The 20488-nt window shown below is 72.3% G+C and carries 16 protein-coding genes; 8 read left to right on the plus strand and 8 right to left on the minus strand.

Features of this window, described 5'->3' with window-relative positions; all coding sequences use genetic code 11:
• The first annotated feature begins 2 nt into the window (after nt 1–2).
• Complete coding sequence (locus ACFYWM_RS27135; RefSeq protein ID WP_389918759.1) at nt 3–1958, plus strand: ABC transporter ATP-binding protein; 1956 nt, start codon at nt 3–5, stop codon at nt 1956–1958.
• A 227-nt stretch (nt 1959–2185) separates the two neighbouring features.
• On the opposite strand, the gene ACFYWM_RS27140 is transcribed toward ACFYWM_RS27135, so the two are convergent.
• Nucleotides 2186–2314, minus strand: coding sequence for a hypothetical protein (locus ACFYWM_RS27140; RefSeq protein ID WP_389918762.1), 129 nt, complete (start codon nt 2312–2314; stop codon nt 2186–2188).
• Between the two features lie 46 nt (nt 2315–2360).
• Here ACFYWM_RS27140 and ACFYWM_RS27145 point away from each other — a divergent pair, with 46 nt between their 5' ends.
• Together ACFYWM_RS27145 and ACFYWM_RS27150 are read left to right on the plus strand one after the other, a co-directional pair.
• Nucleotides 2361–2828, plus strand: a complete 468-nt coding sequence (locus ACFYWM_RS27145; protein WP_389918764.1) for a DUF305 domain-containing protein — start codon at nt 2361–2363, stop codon at nt 2826–2828.
• Nucleotides 2829–2993: 165 nt separating this feature from the next.
• Complete coding sequence (locus tag ACFYWM_RS27150; protein ID WP_389918767.1) at nt 2994–4064, plus strand: hypothetical protein; 1071 nt, start codon at nt 2994–2996, stop codon at nt 4062–4064.
• Nucleotides 4065–4246: 182 nt separating this feature from the next.
• Here the strand turns inward: ACFYWM_RS27150 and ACFYWM_RS27155 are convergent, their stop codons facing one another.
• The 5 genes from ACFYWM_RS27155 to ACFYWM_RS27175 all read right to left on the minus strand — a co-directional run bounded on the left by ACFYWM_RS27155 (nt 4247) and on the right by ACFYWM_RS27175 (nt 12374).
• Nucleotides 4247–7978 (minus strand): S8 family serine peptidase, encoded by a 3732-nt coding sequence (locus tag ACFYWM_RS27155; RefSeq protein ID WP_389918893.1) that lies wholly within the window; start codon nt 7976–7978, stop codon nt 4247–4249.
• A 441-nt stretch (nt 7979–8419) separates the two neighbouring features.
• On the minus strand, nt 8420–9364 hold the full coding sequence (locus ACFYWM_RS27160; RefSeq protein WP_389918769.1) for a sulfite exporter TauE/SafE family protein: 945 nt from the start codon (nt 9362–9364) through the stop codon (nt 8420–8422).
• Nucleotides 9365–9491: 127 nt separating this feature from the next.
• The gene (locus ACFYWM_RS27165; protein ID WP_389918772.1) at nt 9492–9920 is read right to left on the minus strand and encodes an RrF2 family transcriptional regulator; all 429 of its coding nucleotides are present in this window, start codon (nt 9918–9920) and stop codon (nt 9492–9494) included.
• A 325-nt stretch (nt 9921–10245) separates the two neighbouring features.
• A complete protein-coding gene (locus ACFYWM_RS27170) occupies nt 10246–11082 on the minus strand; it encodes an aldo/keto reductase (RefSeq protein ID WP_389918775.1) in 837 nt (278 codons plus the stop codon).
• 68 nt (nt 11083–11150) lie between these two features.
• Nucleotides 11151–12374 carry an MFS transporter gene (locus ACFYWM_RS27175; protein WP_389918778.1) on the minus strand — a complete coding sequence of 408 codons (1224 nt, stop codon included), beginning with the start codon at nt 12372–12374 and terminating at the stop codon, nt 11151–11153.
• Nucleotides 12375–12469: 95 nt separating this feature from the next.
• Here ACFYWM_RS27175 and ACFYWM_RS27180 point away from each other — a divergent pair, with 95 nt between their 5' ends.
• The 3 genes from ACFYWM_RS27180 to ACFYWM_RS27190 all read left to right on the plus strand — a co-directional run bounded on the left by ACFYWM_RS27180 (nt 12470) and on the right by ACFYWM_RS27190 (nt 17120).
• Nucleotides 12470–13039 carry a TetR/AcrR family transcriptional regulator gene (locus ACFYWM_RS27180; protein ID WP_389918781.1) on the plus strand — a complete coding sequence of 190 codons (570 nt, stop codon included), beginning with the start codon at nt 12470–12472 and terminating at the stop codon, nt 13037–13039.
• Nucleotides 13040–13479: 440 nt separating this feature from the next.
• Entirely contained in the window at nt 13480–14829 is a 1350-nt protein-coding gene (locus ACFYWM_RS27185) for a cation:proton antiporter (protein ID WP_389918783.1), read from the plus strand.
• 434 nt (nt 14830–15263) lie between these two features.
• Nucleotides 15264–17120, plus strand: coding sequence for a pentapeptide repeat-containing protein (locus tag ACFYWM_RS27190; protein WP_389918786.1), 1857 nt, complete (start codon nt 15264–15266; stop codon nt 17118–17120).
• Nucleotides 17121–17303: 183 nt separating this feature from the next.
• On the opposite strand, the gene ACFYWM_RS27195 is transcribed toward ACFYWM_RS27190, so the two are convergent.
• Complete coding sequence (locus ACFYWM_RS27195; RefSeq protein WP_389918788.1) at nt 17304–18230, minus strand: RNA polymerase sigma-70 factor; 927 nt, start codon at nt 18228–18230, stop codon at nt 17304–17306.
• 174 nt (nt 18231–18404) lie between these two features.
• Nucleotides 18405–18788: a DoxX family protein gene (locus ACFYWM_RS27200; RefSeq protein WP_389918791.1), complete on the minus strand. Its 384-nt coding sequence runs from the start codon at nt 18786–18788 to the stop codon at nt 18405–18407.
• A 206-nt stretch (nt 18789–18994) separates the two neighbouring features.
• Between ACFYWM_RS27200 and ACFYWM_RS27205 the strand changes: the two genes are divergently transcribed.
• Together ACFYWM_RS27205 and ACFYWM_RS27210 are read left to right on the plus strand one after the other, a co-directional pair.
• A complete protein-coding gene (locus tag ACFYWM_RS27205) occupies nt 18995–19879 on the plus strand; it encodes a metalloregulator ArsR/SmtB family transcription factor (RefSeq protein ID WP_389918794.1) in 885 nt (294 codons plus the stop codon).
• Complete coding sequence (locus ACFYWM_RS27210; protein WP_389918797.1) at nt 19876–20478, plus strand: dihydrofolate reductase family protein; 603 nt, start codon at nt 19876–19878, stop codon at nt 20476–20478. Before ACFYWM_RS27205 ends, ACFYWM_RS27210 begins: the two co-directional genes overlap by 4 nt.
• The last annotated feature ends 10 nt before the right edge of the window (nt 20479–20488 follow it).

Below are 20488 nucleotides of genomic sequence, written 5' to 3' on the forward strand. Positions count from 1 at the left end.
GCGTGACCGAACCTTCCACCGGCCCTTCCAGGTCCGCCGAACCCTCAGGTCCTTCCGGCCCTTCCGGCGAACCTTCCGACCCCTCCGGCGCCGAGGCCGCGAACAGCTCGGACGGGTCGAGCGGCTCCCGGGAGTGGCGGGGGGTCGCGGCGGAGAACCAGGACGAGCTGTCGGCGCGGGTGTCCTTCCTGCTGCGCGACAGGTCCAGGCGGCTGCTCGGCGACCTGCTGCGCCCGTACCGCAGGGAGATCGTCCTGCTCGTCGCGATCATCGTGACCTGCAACGTCGCCTCGCTCGCCATCCCCTACCTGGTCAAGGTGGGCATCGACGCGGGCATCCCGCCGATGGTGGCGGGCGAGGGACCTCGGACGCTGGTGACGGTCGTCGGGGCGATCCTGGCGGCGGCGGCCGTCCAGCTGGTGACCCGGCGGATATTCCTCAGGATGGCCGGGCGCATCGGCCAGAGCATCCTGCTGGAGCTGCGGCGGCGGGTGTTCGTGCACTTCCAGAGGCTGTCGCTGTCGTTCCACGAGGACTACACCTCGGGCCGGGTCGTCTCCCGGCTCACCTCCGACATCGACGCCATCTCCGAGATGCTGCAGTCGGGGTTCGACGACCTCGTCACCGCCGTACTGACCCTGGTCGGCACGGCGGTCCTGCTGCTCGTCCTGGACGTCCACCTCGGCGTGGTCGCGCTGCTCCCGCTGCCGGTCCTGATGCTGTTCACCGGCTGGTTCCGGCGCCAGTCGAGCATCATCTACCGCAGGACCCGGGAGACCGTGGCCCTGGTGATCGTGCACTTCGTGGAGTCGATGGCCGGCATGCGCGCGGTCCAGGCGTTCCGCGGGGAGCCGCGCAACCAGGAGATCTTCTCCCAGCTGAACACCGACTACCGCGACGCCAACAAGCGGAGCATGCACCTGGTCGCGATCTTCTCCCCGGGCGTCAAGCTGATCGGGAACGTGACGGTCGCGGCCGTCCTGCTCTACGGGGGCACGCTGGCGATCCAGGGCGAGGTCACGGTGGGCGTGCTCGCCGCCTTCCTGCTCTACCTGCGCCAGTTCTACGAGCCGATGCAGGAGATCTCGCAGTTCTACAACACGTTCCAGTCCGCCGGGGCCGCGCTGGAGAAGCTCTCCGGGGTGCTGCAGGAGCGTCCCGTGGTGGCCGAACCCGGCGACCCGGTGACGCTGGAGCGGCCACGCGGCAGGATCGAGTTCCAGGGAGTGGAGTTCTCCTACCTGGACGGCACCCCCGTGATACCCCGGCTGGACCTGGCGGTCCCCGCCGGGCAGACCCTGGCGCTGGTCGGCACCACCGGGGCGGGTAAGACCACGCTGGCGAAGCTGGTCTCCAGGTTCTACGACCCGGTGGCGGGCCGGGTACTGCTGGACGGCATCGACCTGCGCGACCTCGGCGAGGAGTCCCGGCACGCGGCGGTGGTCCTGGTCACCCAGGAGAACTTCCTGTTCAGCGGGTCGGTGGCGGACAACATCAGGTTCGGGCGGCCGGGCGCGAGCATGGCCGACGTGGTGGCGGCGGCCCGCTCGATCGGCGCCGACGCGTTCGTCTCCGCGCTTCCCGAGGGGTACGACACCCAGGTCGGCAAGCACGGCGGCCGGCTGTCGGCCGGGCAACGGCAGCTGGTGGCGTTCGCCAGGGCGTTCCTGGCCGACCCGGCGGTGCTCATCCTCGACGAGGCGACGTCCAGCCTGGACGTCGCCGGCGAGCGGCTGGTGCAGCGGGCGATGCGGACGGTCCTCGCGAACCGGACTGCCCTCATCATCGCGCACCGCCTGTCGACCGTCGAGATCGCCGACCGGGTGCTGGTGATGGACGGCGGCAGGATCATGGAGGACGGCCCGCCCGGCGAGCTCATCGGGCGGGCGGGCCGCTACGCCGACCTGCACCGCGCCTGGCTCGACAGCATCTCCGACCACCGCGACGTCCCCGGCTGACCCACCCGGCGGCCGGGCCACCGCGCGACGTCCCCGGTCCCTCCGGAGGAGTGGGCCAGGGAGGTCGCCGCTCCCCCGGGCCGCGCGACGTCCCCGGCTGTTCCGGAGGGGCGCGCTCGGAGGCCGTCGCTCCTCCGGGCCCCACGGTGCGGGCCGGAATCGGGTGTCCGAATTTTGGGCACCCGATTCCGGCGGACCCTGAACCCCCTGGGTGGGGTCCGCGTATCTCAGGGCGGAACGGCACGAATGATCCTTCCCACCCGCAGGAAAGGGGCAGTGATCTCGATGAGCACCCGGCGATCGCGCAAACGACGGCCTTTGGCCGCCACCTTGCTGGTCTCCGCCATGTTGGTCACCGGGTGCTCATCAGCGGCCGCGACGAACGCCTCTCCCGTCCAGGCGGTGGGACTGGCCGGAGACCGGGCGGACGCGGATGTCCGTTTCTCCCAGGAGATGATCCCCCACCACCGCCAGACGATCCAGCTCGCCGGCCTGGTGGAGGGCCGGAGCGAGAACTCCTACGTGCGCGACCTGGCCGCGAAGATCAAGGATCAGGAGTCCCATGACATCGACCTGATGTCCGACTGGCTGCAGATGTGGAACGTCGAGGTGCCGGCGGAGAACGACAAGGCCGTGCACGACATGCCGGGCATGCTGTCCGCCACCCAGATCTCCTCCCTGGAGAGACGGTCGGGCGCCGCCTTCGACAGGCTGTGGCTGAGCGTGCTGGGCAAGCACCTCAACAGCGGCGTCCAGATGGCCCAGGTCGTGATCGCGCTGGGCAGGCACCGGCCCACCATCCAGCTGGCGGAGACGATGATCGCCGCGCAGCGCGCCCAGATCGCCGAGATCGGCGAGAAGCTCGCCTGATTCCTCGTACCTCCGGAGGGCGGGCTATCCAGGAGCGGCCCGCCACCCGGAGGTACGGGCCTCCCAAACGGGGCATATGCGCAAGGCACCGCGGGTCGCGGTGCCGGCGGCGACGCCGGAGAGCACCCGGTGCGGCCGGCCGCCCGTTCCCCCGCTGGAGGTCTCATGAGCACGACCGGCAGGCGCCCCGTCCTCGCGGACTCCGTCCGGATCACCGAGGACGCCGTGGAGATCCTCGACCGCCGGGTCTATCCCTTCGAGCACCGCTGGGTGCGCTGTGCCACCAGCGAGGACGTCGCGGTGGCCATCGAGCGGATGGTCACGCAGAGCACGGGCCCCTCGTTCGCGGCGACCGCCGGGATGACGCTGGCCGCCCGCGAGGCGCGGCGCGAGCCGCCGGGCCGGGCGGCGGCGCGGCTGCGCGGGGCGGGCGACCGGCTGATCGCGACCCGGCCCACGAACAACCACATCCGCGACGCCGTGGAGGCCGTCCTGGCCGCCACTGTGGACGGGCCGCTGCCCGAGGCGTACGGGGACGAGCTGGTGGAGGCCGTGACCCGGGCGGCGGCCGGGCACGACGCCGCCTACCTGGCCGGCAGCGCGGCGATGGGCAGGCACGCGGCGGCGCTGCTCGACGACGGCGCCCGCGTCCTCACCCACTGCTGGGCGGACGCCTACCTGATCGCGACCGTCGAGGCCGCGCAGGAGGCGGGCAAGCGGCTGGAGTTCGTCTGCACCGAGACCCGGCCCTACCTGCAGGGGGCGCGGCTGACCGCGCCGACGCTGGTGGAGATGGGCTACCGGCCCACCCTGATCACCGACGGGATGGTGGCCTCGGTGCTGTCCGACGGGCTCGCCGACGTGGCGCTGACCGCGGCGGACCGGGTGACGATGGACGGGCACGTGGTGAACAAGGTCGGCACGCTCGGGGTGGCGCTGGCCGCCCGCGCCTTCGACGTCCCGTACTACGTGATAATCCCGGCGCCCGACCCACGGGCTCGGGGGATCGACGACGTCGTCATCGAGCGGCGGGACGGCGACGAGGTCCTGCACGTCCTGGGCACGCGCACCGCGGGCGAGGGCGTGACCGGCCACTACCCGGCCTTCGACGCGACCCCGCCGCACCTGGTGACGAGGATCGTGACCGAGCGCGGCGCCTACCCCGCCGAGCGCGTTTCGGAGCACTTCGGCCCCCCGGAGGGCTCCGGCCCGCCGAACGGCACCGCCCGCACCTGACGTCTGACCGGGGGTGCCGCTCACGCCTGACGGGTGGCACCACCCGCGCCTGACGGGGTGCCATCCGCGACGAACGGCACCGCCCGCCTGACGGGCGGGCGGTGCCGTTCACCCGTGACGGACGGTGCCGTTCGCGTCCGACTCGGCCCGGCCCGGTTAAGCCCGGTCCGGTTAAGCCCGGTCTACTTCAGCTCGAAGGCTCGGACGATCGTCTGCTCGACGGTGTTGCCCCTCTCGTCCCCGGCGCCGGCCCGCAGGCTGACGTACCGGGCGCGGGACGGGGCGTTCAGCCTGGCCCTCCACCCGTCGCCGGTGCGGGTCAGGCGCTCGGCGCGCCAGGTGACGCCGTCGTCGTAGGAGACCTGGAGCTCGCCCGAACGGATCGTGGACGACTTCGGCCCTCCCGGCAGGTGCGAGGGGAGAAGGGTGAGGGCGGCCGAGCGGGAGGCCCTGCCGTCCGCGCCGGTGTCCACGGCGTAGTCGAGCTGCACCAGCGGCAGCCGGACCGGCTCGGCGGAGCCGGAGGGTGCCGAGGTGAAGTTCCACACGGTCCGCGTGGTGGTGGAGGTCGGGTAGACCGCGGCGTCGCGTTCCGTCGTGGTGACGAGGCGGTACGGAAGCCTGGCCTGGCCGACCTCGGCGTCCAGGACGTAGCCGGGGGTCTCGGCGACGAGGGTGTCCCCCTGGTGGAGCGACGTCAGCTGGTCGATCTGGCCGATGCCGGACAGTCCGACGTGGTCGGCGCCGGAGTCGCCCCAGCCGGGCACCTGGACGCGGAGGGTGTTTCCCTCGCGGACCGGGAGCGCGATGGAGTCGTTCACCCTCGGGCGCTGGATCGGGCCGAACCACTGCTCGCCGGTGGTGCTCCCCGCCCGGTAGGACCTCTCCCCCGAGAACTGCCACGTCGCCCGCGGGACCTCCGCCTCGGACGTCCAGCGCACGGAGTCTCCCGGGGTGACCCAGTCGGTGCGCTCGCCCTTCGACCTGCTCAGCAGCGTGTAGCCCACCTTGGTGTTCAGGCCGGGGACGACGTCGAAGCGGTACTCGAACACCTCGGCCGCCGGGTCGTTGCGGAAGTCGACGTCGACCCGCGCCAGGTCGCGGTGCGCGGGACGGTAGGTCAGGTCGCCGGGAACGGACTGCTCCCAGCGCCGGACCAGGTCGTAGAGGTAGCCGGTGTCGGGCCTGGAGACCGTGCGCAGCCGGACCGCCCCCTTCCCGAGGCGGGAGATGAGCTGCTCGCCCTCGTCCCTGGTCAGTGACGCCACGGTCAGGGGCGTCCTCCTGATCGGCTCGCGGAGCCGTCCCACCTCGTCGTTGACGATCAGCAGCAGCTTCGCCCCGGCGGCCACGGCGGCGGGCACCTGCTCGTCGGTGTCCCCGTAGCGGACGACCGCGATCTTCCCCTTGACGTCCAGCCCGGCGTAGTCGGCCGTGCGGCCCCCGCCCGCGAAGACGGCGGGCAGGTTCCACGAGCCCTCGGGCAGGAGGCCGGCCCCCGGCTGGATCCACAGGTCGTCGTACGCCTGCCCGTCCGAGCTCACGGTGAGGAGCGGCTGGATCTTGCGCCAGCGCGTGCCGATGGACAGCCGTCCCTCGCGCACCCGCTTCGTGGGCTGGATCCAGACGCTGTCGTACCCGGTGCCGAGCGTGTAGGAGTCGGCGACGGAGGCCGTGTCGCCCAGCGTGCGGTGGTAGTCGACGCGGGTCTCGGCGTCGGCGCTCTCCTGGGGCGTGACGGCCTTCGCCTCGCGCACGGTGGCGGCGTCCAGGGTCACGACGGTGTCGTCCTCGACGGTGACCAGGGGCTCGTTGAGCAGCGCGAAACCGAGCGAGGAGGGACCGTGCGTGCCTCGCACCTCGCCCCACATCCACACCGAGTACCTGCCCTGGGGCACCAGGACGTCCACCTCTCCGGTGAAGGTGAGGAAGCTGTAGTAGCCGTCGGCGGGGTCGCCCTCGCGCAGGAGGTTGATCTGGCCGCTCATCGGGGCGCCGTCACGGTCCTTGGCCTTGATGACGAGGTGGCGGGGCTGGTCCTCGGTGCTGACGCCGACGACGGTGCGGGCGAGCACCGGGCCGCCGCCCGCGGACGCCTCGATCCACCCGGTGTAGCCGTTCTTCTCCGACACGCGGGCGAGGTCGGCGGTGATGGTGACGGTGCCGGTGCCGCCCGCCGGGACGACGACCCGGGAGGCGGACAGGGCGAACAGGCCGTCCGGGGCACCGGCGACCTTGAGCGCGAGGTCGAGGACGACCTCGGCGCCGGAGGTGTTGGTGTAGGTCACCTGCCGCTCGGGCCTGCCGCCCTGCTCCTCCTCCAGCGGGTGGATGCCCAGGTAGGCGCTGCCGGTGGCGAACAGGGTGGCGGTGGTGGCGGCCCGCGCGTCCAGGCGGCCGGTGCCGGCCTCGTAGGCGGTGTGGTCGGGGGTGCCCTTGGACGTGCTCATCAGCGCGTCCTTCAGCTGCCCGCCGGTCCAGCCGGGGTGCGCGGCGGCGAGGAGGGCGGCGGCGCCCGCGACGTGCGGGGTGGCCATCGAGGTGCCGCTCATGGTCGTGTACGGGCCCTCGCCCGTCTGCGCGTACTGGGACCGGGCCGCCAGCACGCCGACGCCGGGAGCGCTGAGCTCCGGCTTGAGCGCGCCGTCGACCAGCCTCGGGCCCCGGCTGGAGAAGTCGGCGAGGTGGTCGGAGGTGTCCACCGCCGCGATGGTGAGGGCCGCGTCGGCGGCGCCCGGGGCGCCCACCGTGCGCTCGGAGGGTCCGGCGTTGCCCGCCGCGATGGTGAACAGGGCACCGGTCTCGGCGCTGAGCGCGTTGACGGCCTGGCTCATCGGGTCGGTGCCGTCGGTGGGCGCGTCGGTGCCGAGGCTCATGCTGACGACCTTGGCCTTCCGGTCCCTGGCGGCCCACTCCATGCCGGCCACGATCCAGGAGTCCTGCCCCTGTCCCTGGTCGCTGAGGACCTTGCCGACGTGCAGCTCGGCTCCGGGGGCGACACCCTTCTCCCTGCCGCCCGAGGCGGCGCCGGTGCCGGCGATCGTGGAGGCGACGTGGGTGCCGTGGCCGTGCCGGTCGGTGACCTCCTCTCCGGGTACGAAGCTGGCGGAGGACTCGATCTGGCCGGCCAGGTCGGGGTGGCCCGCGTCGACGCCGGTGTCCAGGACGGCGACGTCGACGCCCTCGCCGGTGTTGCCCGCCGCCCAGACCTCGGGGGCGCCGATCTGCGCGACGGTGTCGGCCAGGTCGACCTTGACCTTGCCGTCCAGCCAGACCTTCGTGACACCACCCGTGAAGGCGGGCGCGGCGTTCCCGCGCCCGCCTTCACGGGTGCCGGGCGCCGTGGCCCGGCCGCCGGTGAGCGCGGACCAGAAGCTCGCGGCCTTGTCGCGGTCCTCGGTGACGGCCGCGCCCTTGATGCTGCTGAGGGTACGGACCTTCGTGGCGCCCTCGGGCAGCGACTTCGCGGCGCGGGCGGCGGAGGCGTCCGCGTAGGTGACGATCAGCGGGAGGTGGTCGACGTTGGCGTCGTCGTAGCCGTCGGCCAGCAGGCGGGTGACGTTGAACAGCCGCCTGTCGAGCAGCCCCGCGGAGAGGTAGGGCGTCGCGCTGTCGGGATAGACGTAGGTGTCGGTGCCCACGGTGGTGACGCGGGCGCCGACGGGTTCGCCGTCGGGGCCCCGCACCACCGTGGTACCGGTCCCGGCGCCGCCGGAGCGGACCGTGACCTTGTCACCGGTGATCAGGGTGATGGTGCGGGTGACCGCCGCGGCGCCGTGGGCGGGTGTTCCCGCGGCCGGTGCGGGGTCGAGCCGGATGGTGTCGAGCCTGGTGGTGGCGTACGTCGGCGGGGTCACCGCGAGTACCGCCAGGGCGACCGCGGCGGCGAGCAGCCGCGATCCGCCGTAGGGCATGAGTGCCAAGTGGATTCCTTGACTCGAACGGTTCAGGGGGACGCGACAGCGGTGGCGGCGGTTTTTGTCCTCTACCAAGGAGAGAAACGGACGACCGTATCTGCCAAAGGACAATGTGGTGATTCCTGACCGCCCACGTCAACAGGAGTCGCGTTACGCGTTCGATTCACAAGTTCACTTTTCTGGACATTTGTTATGAAAAGCACCCATATTTCGATAAAGTAGTTAATCGATTACAGACAGCCCTGTAACGGCGAGAAGCCTGCCCCGAACGGAAAGTGACCGCCCGGCGAACGCGTACATGACACGCCGTCACGGGAACGGCGCGTGCCGCCCCCGTACGGGACTCGCGAAGGGCGGCACAGCACGAAGGCCCCTCTCGCGGCGGCGAGAGGGGCCTTCGGGTATGGCGAACCGGACGTGCCGGAGGACGTGCCGGGCTCAGCTGGCGGTGCCGGCCGTCTCCTGCTCCGCGGCGCGACGCCTCTCCTCCTCCTCGATCGCCTCGACCGTCTCGTTGTCGCGGTCACGGCGGTACTCGCGGACCGAGTAGGCGATGGCGGCGGCCCAGATGACGGCGATGGTGATGTAGGCGACGGTCTGCACGCCGCTGGAGGCGTCGACCCAGTCGCTGCGCAGCAGGGTCCTGACGTTGGTCAGGACGATGACGCCGCCGACGGCGGAGCCCAGGATGCGCGGCGGGATGTGGCGGACGAGCCAGGCGGCGATGGGGGCCGCGATGACGCCGCCGATCAGCAGCACGGCGACCCAGGAGAAGTTGATGTTCTCGGAGCCGATGCCGTAGAGGAAGCCGATGCTGGCTGCGACGGCGACCAGGAACTCGCTGGCGTCGATGGAACCGATCACCTTGCGCGGCGCCAGGCGCCCGCTGGCCAGGATCGCCGGGGTGCCGACCGGGCCCCAGCCGCCACCGCCGGTGGCGTCGACGAATCCGCCGACCAGGCCGAGGGGCGCGAGGAAGCGCTTGCGCAGCGGCTTGCCCAGGTTGCCGCGCGGGAGGCCGAAGGCCGTGAAGCGGATCAGGACGTAAAGGCCCAGCGCGAGCAGGATGATCGACATGACCGGTGCCGCGACCTCGGTGGAGAGGCCGGACAGGAAGGTGGCTCCCGCGAAAGCGCCGATGGCGCCGGGGATACCGATCTTGGCGACGACCTTCCAGTCGATGTTGTTGAAGCGCCAGTGGGAGATGCCCGAGGCGAGGGTCGTGCCGATCTCGGCGAGGTGGACGGTGGCCGAGGCGGCGGCGGGGTTGGTGCCGATGGCCAGGAGCAGCGTCGTCGAGGTGACACCGTAGGCCATGCCGAGGCTTCCGTCGACGAGCTGTGCCGCGAAGCCGACCAGGCCTAAGAGGATGAGCGCACGCACAACGCCCCCCTTCCTGTTTTTCCTACTCTGTTGATAGGAATTATCGTGATTGAATGCCAAGGCGACGTCAAGTCACGTTTCGAGCAAGGCGTCTCAAGGTATGGGAATCTTCATCCCACGCCCGGCGTCAGGCCCTGCGCCGCCTGCCCGCCTCGGCCACCGGCGACAGCAGGGCGGCCAGGCTGACGGTGTCGACGATGGCGTTCACCGACGTCTCGATGTTCAGCCACACCGTGCGCAGCCGCACCGCCTCCCCGAAGTAGGCCACGTCGCCGGTCGGCAGCCCCCGCACCGAGGTCAGCTCGCCGGCGACGGCGCGCAGGACGTCCCCGACCGAGATGTCGACGGGCGGCCGGGTGAGCGTGAAGCCGCCCTCGTGGCCCCGCTGGGCGAAGACGAGGTCGGCGCGGCGCAGGTCGGTCAGGATGCCGCGCAGGAAACTCGCCGGAATCTCCTGCGCCTGGGCCATCGTCTCCGACTTGACCGGGGCGGGATCGCTCAGGGCGATGACCAGCATCGCCCTTATGGCGTAGTCGCTCCGGGCCGTGATGTGCATCCGAAAGTCCCCCCGACGGTGCGCCTCTGCCGCTGGCCGATGGCCTCATGTGGGCTGGTCTCGCTTAAATCTACTATCTCTATAGGTTAACTGTGAATTATTCTCGTGGTCAGGTGTGCCCGCGAGAGCCCCGCTCACCCCCCGTACTCCCGTGGTCACGCGCCCGTCACCGCCCCGCGTCCCGCGTCGCGACGGCCTGACACGTCAAGGTGCCGGACATGCCGAAACGGCCGGGCGGCCGGCGCGCGAGAGCGGGCCGGCCGCCCGGCCGGCGGTCGAATCGGCCTTCAGGCGAGAAGGCGCGAGGGCGGGAAACCCCGTGGGGTCAGTGGCCGACGGAGTCGGAGTCGGTCGCGGCGGCCTCGCCCCGGTCGAGGGAGGACAGCTCCGCCACCTCCTCGGGGGTGAGGGTGAAGCCGAAGATGTCGGCGTTGGCCCTCATCCGCTCGGGGCTGGACGACTTCGGCACGGTGATCAGGCCGAGCTCGATGTGCCAGCGCAGCACGACCTGTGCGGGGGTCCTGCCGTGCCGCTCGGCGGCGGCCGTGACGACCGGCTGCTCCAGCAGGTCGCCGCCCTGCCCGATGGGCCCCCAGGACTGGGTCGCGATCCCGTGCCCGGCGTCGTAGGCGCGGGTCTCGTCACGGGTGAAGAACGGGTTGAGCTGGATCTGGTTCACGTCGGGCACCACACCGGTCTCGGCCAGCAGCCGGTCGATGTGGGCCGGCTTGAAGTTCGACACGCCGATCGCCCGTACGCGGCCGTCCTTCAGCAGCTTGACCATGCCCTTCCACGCCTCCACGTAGCGGTCCTTGCGCGGCAGCGGCCAGTGGATCAGGTAGAGGTCGGCGTAGTCGAGCCCGAGCCGGTCCAGGCTGGCCTGGTAGGCCTCCTGCGCGGCGTCGTACCCGTGCCACTCGCCGTTCAGCTTGGTGGTGACGAACAGCTCCTCCCTCGGCACGCCGCTCGCCCGCAGCCCGCGCCCCACCCCGACCTCGTTGCGGTACGCGTAGGCGGTGTCCACCAGCCGGTAGCCCATCTCGACGGCGCCGGCGACCGCGACCTCCGCCTCCTCGTCCGACATGGGCCAGGTGCCCAGGCCGACCTGCGGGATGTCCGCGCCGTTGACCAGCTTCACTGTTGGAATGTCCAGATTAGTCATGATTGACAGCCTTCCACGCCGGGTTCACCAGGCAGCCGCCGGGTTCACCAGGCAGCGCCGGGGAGCGGTCACGCCGCGCGCGCCGCCTCGGGGAGCCGCTCGCGGAGCAGGAACGTCCCGGCCAGCGCGGCCAGCGCCAGGAGGGCGAGGACGATCCCGTAGTACGTGGTGAGCTCGGCGAGCGGCAGGAGGCCCGCGACGATCCCGGCGACGGTGGCGGGGATGCCCATGGCGAGGTAGCTGACGATGTAGAAGGCGGCCATCAGCCCGGCCCGCTCGTGCGGGGCCGCGGCCGGCAGCAGGGTGCGCGCGGCCCCCTGGAAGCCCGCGCCGAAGCCCAGCCCGGCGACGACCGTACCGGCGAAGAACAGCGCCACCGAGCCGGTGTTCACGCCGAGCAGGGTCACGCCGACGCCGAGGGCCAGGAGCACGGAGGCCACCCGCATGGCGCGCGGGGCGGGGACCGAGCGCAGGGCGAGGATCGCGACGGTGCCGCTGATGGTGAGCGCGAAGACCAGCAGGCCGCCCACCACGACCGACCCCGAGCCGGTGACCTCGCGGGCCAGGGACGGCCCCAGGGACAGGTAGAACCCGCCGAGCGCCCATCCGGCCACGGTGATCGGGGTGACCAGCAGCAGGACCCGGCGCGCCCCGGCGGGCACGCTGACGTGCGGGCGCAGCGAGGCCAGCGCGCCCGCCCGGCGGCCGACGGACTCGGGCAGCAGGAGGATCGCGACGCCCTGCAGCACGAACGCGACGATCAGGACGACGAACACCGTCCGCGTCGGCGCGGGCAGGTACTGCACGAGCAGGCTCGATCCCAGGCTCCCCGCCGCCAGGCCCAGGGCGGGCGTCGCGCTGTTGACCAGCGGGCCGCGCGTCCGGTCGGCGTCCAGCAGGCCCGCTCCCAGCGCCCCGGTCGCGGCCCCGGTGGCGAAGCCCTGCACGACGCGCGCGGCCACCAGGGCGGTCACCCCGTCGGCGGAGGCGAAGATCACCATCGCGACCGTCTCCAGCGCCACCGCCCCGAGGATCACCGGGCGGCGCCCGATGTGGTCCGACAGGGAGCCCACGGTGAGCAGCGCCACCAGCAGGCTCACGGCGTAGATGGCGTAGATGGCGGTCAGGACGCTGGAGGAGAAGCCCCAGTGGCCCTGGTACACGGCGTACAGCGGGGTGGGCGCGCTGGCGGCGGCCATGAAGGTGGTGAGGGTCGTCGCCAGGAGCACCATGGCCGCGCCCGACCCCAGGCGGATCCGTTGGGCGGGCAGCGTCGAGGTCACGGAGGACATGGAGGGACTCCCGGAGCTTTAAAGCAAAGGATTTGCGTTTAGCAACGTACACACCGAGACCCACTGAAGCAAATATTTTGCGTTAAGCTCTGATCATGGGTACGAGGCAGGCGGTACGCACCGGGGGCCGGAGCGCGCGGGTGCAGCAGGCCGTCCACGAGGCGGTCCGGGCCCTGCTGGCCGAGCGCGACCGCGCCGACCTGACCGTGCCGCTCGTCGCCGCCCGCGCGGGCGTGACCCCCTCGACCGTCTACCGCAGGTGGGGCGACCTGCAGGAACTGCTGGCCGACGTCGCCCTTGAGCACATGCGGCCCGACGGCCCCCCGGCCGACCTCGGCAACCTGCGGGACGACCTCGCGACGTGGGCCGAGGAGTGGCTGGAGGAGATGTCCTCCCCCACCGGGCGCGCGTTCGCCCGCGACGTGGTCGCCGGCGACGACGGCAGCGGCCGGAGCACCGCGCAGTGCTGCGCGTACGCCAGCAGCCGTATCCAGATCATCCTCACCCGCGCCGCCGGGCGCGGCGAGGACGTGCCCGCGCTGGACCTGGTGCTGGACCACGTGCTGGCACCGATGATGTACCGCGTCCTCTTCCTGAGCGACTCCCTCGCGCCCGGATACGGCCGCGCCCTGGTCGACACCCTGCTGGGCCCCTCCGGCGGTTGAGCCGGGGCCGCCGGATTCGCGCCGGCGGCGCCACGGTGTTCACACCGGCGGCACCACGGTGTTCGCGCCGGAGGTGAGACGGTCTTTCCCGGTCGGCGGGTGAGCGGAGGACCACCGGATCCGTTCGCGGTGCCGCCGTGTCCACCCCGGAGGCGAAACAGTCCCTCCCGAATGGCGGGATGGACGGCGGGATGGGAGATATCGATCCGCCGCCGAGACGATTTCACGCCCTCCGGCCCTCTCACCTCCACGGACTCCCGCGAGTGAAACGTGGTCGGCCATGTGATGTCTCCCACAAAGCATGCGAAACACGTGTGTACGCATATTTTGGGTAACTCTTCAAGAATTGATTGCCGATCTTCGTTTTGTCAGGCTGAACGCCGTGCCGTCCTGACTGGGGAGACAGTGCGGTGCCTTGTGAGAGACCGGAGGGGTCTGTCGTGCACGTCTCGCTCGCGGCGCCGGTGGCGCCGATCGCCGCGCACCAACTGCTGATCTTCTTGCTCCAGGTCGGGCTGCTCCTGCTGCTCGCCCTCGTCTTCGGACGCCTCGCCAGGCGGTTCGGCATGCCCGCCGTCGTCGGCGAGCTGTTCGTCGGCGTGCTCCTGGGCCCGTCGTTCCTGGCGCACGTCGCACCGGACCTGTCCACCTGGCTGTTCCCGCAGGACAGCGCCCAGTTCCACCTGCTCGACGCGGTCGGGCAGATCGGCGTGCTGCTGCTCGTCGGTATCACCGGGATCCACATGGACATGGGGCTGATCCGGCGCCGGGGCTCCACGGCCGCCGGGGTCAGCATCGGCGGGCTGGTGGTGCCGCTCGCGTTCGGCGTCGGCGCGGGATTCCTGCTCCCGGCCACGCTCATTCCCACCGGCACGGAGACCCTGGTCTTCGCGCTCTTCCTCGGCGTCGCGATGTGCGTCAGCGCCATCCCGGTCATCGCCAAGACCCTCATGGACATGAAGCTGCTCCACCGCAACGTCGGGCAGCTCACGCTGGCCGCGGGCATGATCGACGACGCGTTCGGCTGGTTCATGCTGTCGATCGTGTCGGCCATGGCCACCACCGGCCTGCGCGCGGGGAACGTGCTGATCTCGCTGGCCTGCCTGCTGGCGGTCGTGGTCTTCGCCCTCACCGTGGGCCGCCCGCTGGTGCGGCACGCGTTCCGGCTCACCTCCCGGGGCGAGGAGGACTCCGGCGCCGCCGTCGCGACCGCGGCCGTGCTGCTCCTGCTCTCCGCCGCCGCCACGCACGCGATGGGCCTGGAAGCCGTCTTCGGCGCCTTCGTGTGCGGCATCCTGATCGGCAACGCGGGCGGCGTCGACCCGGCGCGGCTCGCCCCGCTGCGCACGGTGGTGCTCTCCGGCTTCGCGCCGATCTTCTTCGCCACCGCCGGTCTGCGCATGGACCTGACGTCCCTGGCCGACCCGATGGTCCTGCTCGCCGGGCTCGCCATCCTGGCCGTGGCGATCATCGGCAAGTTCGTCGGGGCGTACGCGGGGGCGCGTTTCAGCAGGCTCAACAAGTGGGAGGCCCTGGCCCTGGGCGCGGGTCTCAACGCGCGGGGTGTGATCGAGGTGGTCGTGGCCATGGTCGGCCTGCGGCTGGGCATCCTCAGCGTCGAGGTCTACACGATCGTCGTTCTGGTGGCGATCGTGACCTCGCTCATGGCGCCGCCGATCCTGCGCTGGGCCATGGCCAGGGTGGAGCAGACCGCAGAGGAGGAGCTGCGCGGGAACGAGCAGCTCGCCTGGGCGCAACAGTCCCGGACGAACGACTCGGAGCCGCTGTAGCACCACTCCGTACCGCCGTCGCGGTGCCGCGCTCAGCGGTGCCGCGATTCGCGCGGGAGAGGTCCGGGCCGCGGCGGGAGCCGAGCCGGCCGGAAAGGAAAGGGCCGAGGCTGCCAAGGCCGAGGGCCCTCCACGGTACGGCGGGAGGAACCGGAACAGGAGACCGTCCGCGACACGGCGTGACGGGGAAACGGAAGCCCGTCCGCGACACGGCGGGAACAGGGACACGGCGGGAACGAGGAAGCGGTGGAAGGCGGTTCGCAAGCGGGCCGCAACCGGGCCCTCCTATAAAGGGTCGCGTTCCCGTATGGTCCATCGGGCGGCCCCTCCCCTCGGGGCCTCACCCACACCGGCCTGTCCACGAACTCCCGCCCGGCACCGCTCTCCCCCGCCGGCCGGGTCCGCGCGCCTCGGGGGGAGACAGTGAGAGAGACATGTTCAGCCTTACCCGCCTGCTCGCCGGTGCCGTGCTCCTGCCCGCCGCCCTCTTCCCCGCCCCCTCTGCGTCGGCTCACTCCGTCCAGGACACCGGGACCGTCCAGGACACCGGGACCGTTCAGAACACCTGGACCGTCCGGGACACCGAGACCGTCCAGGACAGCCGGGCGGCGGCGGGCGCCAGGGCCGCTTGCAGGCCCGGCAGCGGTCCCAGGCTGGCCGGCAGGGACCTCACCCGCGTCGCGCTGCCCGCCGACCTGTCCTGCGCCGACCTGCGGAAGGCGAAGCTGGACGGCGTGGTCGTGCGCAGCCTCCTCACCGGGGCCGACCTGCGGGGCGCCTCGCTCAAGGGCGCCCGCCTCGGGAACGCCGAGATGGCCGGGGCCAAGCTGCGCGGCGCCGACCTGTCGGAGGCGGAGCTGTACTACGCGAACCTGCGCGGCGCCGACCTGCGCGAGGCGACCATGGACGACTCGGTGCCCTACAACGCGCACTTCGAGGGGGCCGACCTGAGCGGGGCCACGATGGTGCGCGCCAGGACGTACGCGGCCCAGTTCGACGACGCGAAGCTGGTCGGCGTCGACCTGACCGACGCCGACGCCTACAACACGGACATGCGCCGGGCCGATCTCACCGGCCTCAAGGCGCCCAAGGCCCGCATGTACAACTCCACGATGATCAAAACCGTGTTCCGGGACGCCGACCTGCGGGGCGCGCAGCTGCGCGGGTCGGTGCTGGAGGGCGCGACCTTCCGGGGCGCCGACCTCGGCGGTGCCGAGCTGGGCGACGTCACGGGCGCGCGGCTGGCGGGCAGCAAGGGCGTGCCCAAGAGCCTGCCGGTCCCCGATCCGGCGTGCGAGCCGGGCAGCGGGCAGAAGTACGCGGGCTGGGACCTGACCTCGGTCGCCGAGTTCCCCCGGGACCTGAGCTGCGCCGACCTGACCGGCGCCAAGCTGGACGGGGTCGACCTGGGCATCGTCAAGCTGGACAAGGCGATCCTGCGCGACGCCTCGGCCGTCGGGGCCACGATCCGCTACCTCAAGGGCGCCGACCTGCGCGGCGCGCGCCTGGAGCGCGCCAAGCTCGGCAGCGTCGAGCTGATGGGGGCCGACCTGACGGGGGCGCGCATGGCGAGGGCGGCGCTCGGCAGCGCCAAGCTGGCCGGGGCGAACCTGTCGAAGGCGGACCTGTCGGGGGCGGAGTTCGGCAGCGCCGACCTGACGGAGGCCAAGCTGAGCGGCGCCGACCTGCGCGACGCGGAGTTCGGCAGCGCCAGGGCCGACGGGGCCGACTTCACCGGCGCCAGGATGGAGCGGGCCGACCTGAGCAGCGGCAAGTTCCAGGGCGCGGTCTTCCGCGGGGCGACGCTGACCGACGCCGACCTGCGCTACACCGAGCTGCGAGGCGCCACCTTCGTGGACGCCGAGGTCACCGGCATGAAGACCGACCGCGCCAAGGACGCCGACCTGTCGGGGTCGTCCAGCCGGCCGGCGATCGGCTGGGTGATCTTCCTCTCGCTGGCGGGCCTGGTCGCGTTCTGGGTGCTGGTCAAGGTGGTCGCCCGCAAGCGGCGGCGCGGGAAGGCCACCAGGCAGGAGGCGATCGCGCGGGCGGCCCACCTTGAGGGGGCCAGGCGGTCGCAGGAGGAGAACGTGACGCGGCTGGGCGAGGAGATCGACCGCCTGGCCGACGGTGAGGGCGGCGGGGACGACGTCAACTGGCACCGGGCCCTGGACGCCTACGACGCGGCCAAGAAGGCGCTCGCCGAGGCCCGTGACATCGACGACGTCAAGGCCGTCGACATCATCGTGGCGCGGGGACGCGACGCCCTGAGGGGACGCGCCGCGAGGTAGGGACCGGCGCCTCCGTCGCGTCGGAGGGCGGTCACGAAGAACCGGCGGGCCGGCCGTGTCGGGCGAGGACACCGGGACGGCCGGCGGCCGCGTGACCGGCCGTCGGGGCCGCCGGCGCGTCCGGCACCGCGACGTCAAAGGCGGCCCCGCGCGGTCACCTCGCGCCCGGCCGACCCACACATCTCACCTCGCGCCCGGCCGGCCCGCCCGCCTCACCTCGCGGTCGACGGCCCAGGCGTCCGCCACCGGGCCCACGTGCCCGAGCTTGTCGGGGTTGATCACCGAGCGGATCGTCTGGATCCGCCCGTCGAGGACGTCGAGCACGAGGATGTTGAGCACCCCGCCGTCCCTGTCGTGGAAGATCGCGCCCGGCTCGCCGTTGACCTCGTGCGGCTCGAACGTCACGTCGACCCGGGCCATCCGGGGGAAGAGGAGGCCGAGCAGCCGGGCCACCTTCCCGGCGCCGACGACGGCCCCGGCCAGCTGCGGGGCCTTGCCGCCGCCGTCGCCGACCATCGAGACGTCGGCGGCGAGCAGTTCCCGCAGGCCCGCGACGTCGCCCTCGCGGAGGGCGTCGAAGAACCGCGCCGCCAGCCGCTCCCGCTCCCCGCGATCCGCCTCGAAGCGGGACCGGCCCGCGGCCATGTGGCGCCGCGCCCGCGTCGCCAGCTGGCGGCACGCCGCCTCCGAGCGCCCCACCACCGACGCGACCTCGGGAAAGCCGAAGTCGAACACCTCCCGCAGCACGAACACCGCCCGTTCCAGCGGGCTGAGCCGCTCCAGCAGCAACAGGGCCGCCATCGACACCGAGTCGGCCAGTTCCGCCGACCGCGCCGGGTCCTCGTAGGGGTCGGCGAGCAGCGGCTCGGGGAACCACGGTCCCACGTACCTCTCCCTCCGGACGCGGGCCGAGCGCAGCACGTCGATCGAGATCCGGGTCACCGTGGCCGAGAGGAAGTCCTTGACCGACCTGGGCCGCGTCGGGGACGCCTCGAAGCGCAGCCAGGTCTCCTGGACCGCGTCCTCGGCCTCGCTCACGCCGCCCAGGATCCGGTAGGCGATCGAGAACAGCAGTGGCCGCAGCTCCTGGAACTCCTCGGTCCTGCTCATGAAGGCTCCTTCCCGAGGCCCCGGCGCCACCCGCCGCGAACACTCCCGTGCCTGGCGCCACCCGCCACGAACACTCCTATGATCGGCAATCGCTTCCCCGGACGGGACGCCCGCTCGCCCCGCGCTCCCGGACGGGACAGGGCCGGGCGATCGGGAACCGCGCGTCACCGCCGGTCAGCCGATGAAGGGCTCGGGGCCGAGGCGGCCCCATGCGATGAACGCCGCGAGCGCGAGGTAGGCCAGGTTCAGCACCACGAAGCCGAACTCGCCACGGCGGCCGTGAGTGATCATCGCGCCGGTCATCAGCAGGACCCAGCAGAGCGCGGTGACCGGCACCAGAACCGGTACGACGCCGAGCACGGCGGGCAGGATCAGGCCCACCGCGGCCAGGAGTTCGAGGACGCCGAGGGTCTTGACGAAGGGGGCGCCGACGTCGCCGGTCCATCCCCCGCCGTGGACCGCGGCCAGCCTCTCCCCGGGCACGAATGTCTTGCTGATGCCACCGGCCAGGGCCACCGCGGCCAGCAGCCCGGCGGCGATCCACAGCGCGAGGTTCATCGCCCACTCCTTGGTCGAAGATCGAAGATTGCCCGCACCGCGTATGACGAGACAGCGACCCCGCCTGTGACATCTCCGAACAACCCGGGCCCGACGCGGGGCCTCCTCCGGCCGCCTGCGACCTTCAGCGGGACGCGCGGGCCACAGTGATCGCGTTCCCACTTATTCCTTGACACGAATATTCGCTATGGAGAATACTTCGGTCCATGGACGCACTCCTCACCGCGCTGGCCGACCCGGCCCGCTGGCGGCTCGTGAACCTGCTGGCCGAGCGGCCCCGGTCGGTCGGTGTCCTCGCCCAGCTCGCCGGGGCGCGCCAGCCGCAGACGACCAAACACCTGCAGACCCTGGAGCGCGCCGGTGTCGTCACCTGCCGGCGCACCGGCCAGCGCCGCGTCTACGCGCTCCGTTCCGATGCCCTGCGGGACCTGGCGACCGCGCTCGGCCGGCTCGCCGACGCCGCGGACCGGGCCGGCGGCCCGCGCGAGACCTACGACCGCTACGGGCTCAGCCTCCACGCGGAGCGGCTCGCCGCCGAGGAGCCGGGCTGGGCCGACGGCCGCACGTTCGGGTTCCACCGGTCGCTGGCGGGGCGGCCCGAGCTGGTCTGGCGCCACCTGACCGAGTCGTCCCTGCTCGCCCGGTGGTGGACGCCCGACGACCTGCGCGTCTCCGAGCTCGTGTTCGAGGCGCGGCCGGGCGGCCGGATCGTCCACGAGTACCGCGACGCCGAGGACGCCGACGGCTCCGACCTGGTCGCCGGGCGCGCGGAGGGGGTCGTCGACGACGTACGCCCCGGTGAGCGCCTCGCCTACCGGCTCTTCCCGCTGCTGCCCGGCGGCGGCGTCGCCTTCACCGCCCACCTCGACATCGGCCTCCGGCCCACCGACACCGGCACGGACCTCGACGTCCACTACCGGATCGCCGACAGCACGGTCGACTCCGCGGACTTCGTCGCGGGCATCGAGATCGGCTTCGGCCAGAGCCTCGACAAGCTCGCGGCGACCCTCGCCGCGAACCCGCACGACGCCACCACCGCCACTGCCACCGCCGGAAGCGGGCACGACACCGACACCAGGAGCACGAAGTGACGCAGCAGACCGGCGGCCGCAGGGTCGTCGCCAACATGAACCTCTCCCTCGACGGCCGCTACGCCGGGCCGGGCGACCCCACGGACATGGGCTGGGTGATGCCGTACGCGCACACCGACCTCGCCCGCGACCACCTGACCGGCCTCTGGGAGCCCGCGACGACGGCCCTGCTCGGGCGGGTCAACGCCGAGGGGTTCCTCGGCTTCTGGCCCACCGTCATCGGCGCGGAAGGAGCCGACCCGCGCGACGAGGGCTTCGCGAAGTGGCTCGTCGACGCCGACAAGGTGGTCCTGTCCTCCACCCTCGGCGACGCGCCGTGGGAGCGGACGACGGTCGTCGACAAGCCGGCCGCCGAGGTGGTCGCGGACCTCAGGGCGGCCGAGGGCGGCGACATCGTCGTACTCTCCAGCGCGAGCGTCATCAAGGCGCTGCTCGCGGCCGACGAGGTCGACCGGCTGGCGCTCACCGTCTTCCCGGTCTTCCTCGGCGGCGGGCCGCGCCTCTTCGACGACGGCCTGCCCGCGGGGCGGTGGACGCTCGCGAGCCAGGCCGCGGGCGAGCACGGCACGCTGGCCCTCGTCTACGACCGGGCCCGCTGAGCGCGCCGGC

This window comes from Streptosporangium sp. NPDC002721 (genome assembly GCF_042888905.1).
Taxonomy (GTDB): domain Bacteria; phylum Actinomycetota; class Actinomycetes; order Streptosporangiales; family Streptosporangiaceae; genus Streptosporangium.

Excerpts from the sequence above, each read along its gene's own strand:
- ACFYWM_RS27195 (WP_389918788.1), bottom strand. The coding sequence starts at position 18,230 with ATGAGCAGGACCGAGGAGTTCCAGGAGCTGCGGCCACTGCTGTTCTCG.
- ACFYWM_RS27170 (WP_389918775.1), bottom strand. The coding sequence starts at position 11,082 with ATGACTAATCTGGACATTCCAACAGTGAAGCTGGTCAACGGCGCGGAC.
- ACFYWM_RS27165 (WP_389918772.1), bottom strand. The coding sequence starts at position 9,920 with ATGCACATCACGGCCCGGAGCGACTACGCCATAAGGGCGATGCTGGTC.
- ACFYWM_RS27155 (WP_389918893.1), bottom strand. The coding sequence starts at position 7,978 with ATGCCCTACGGCGGATCGCGGCTGCTCGCCGCCGCGGTCGCCCTGGCG.
- ACFYWM_RS27190 (WP_389918786.1), top strand. The coding sequence starts at position 15,264 with ATGTTCAGCCTTACCCGCCTGCTCGCCGGTGCCGTGCTCCTGCCCGCC.
- ACFYWM_RS27180 (WP_389918781.1), top strand. The coding sequence starts at position 12,470 with ATGGGTACGAGGCAGGCGGTACGCACCGGGGGCCGGAGCGCGCGGGTG.
- ACFYWM_RS27150 (WP_389918767.1), top strand. The coding sequence starts at position 2,994 with ATGAGCACGACCGGCAGGCGCCCCGTCCTCGCGGACTCCGTCCGGATC.
- ACFYWM_RS27175 (WP_389918778.1), bottom strand. The coding sequence starts at position 12,374 with ATGTCCTCCGTGACCTCGACGCTGCCCGCCCAACGGATCCGCCTGGGG.
- ACFYWM_RS27200 (WP_389918791.1), bottom strand. The coding sequence starts at position 18,788 with ATGAACCTCGCGCTGTGGATCGCCGCCGGGCTGCTGGCCGCGGTGGCC.
- ACFYWM_RS27205 (WP_389918794.1), top strand. The coding sequence starts at position 18,995 with ATGGACGCACTCCTCACCGCGCTGGCCGACCCGGCCCGCTGGCGGCTC.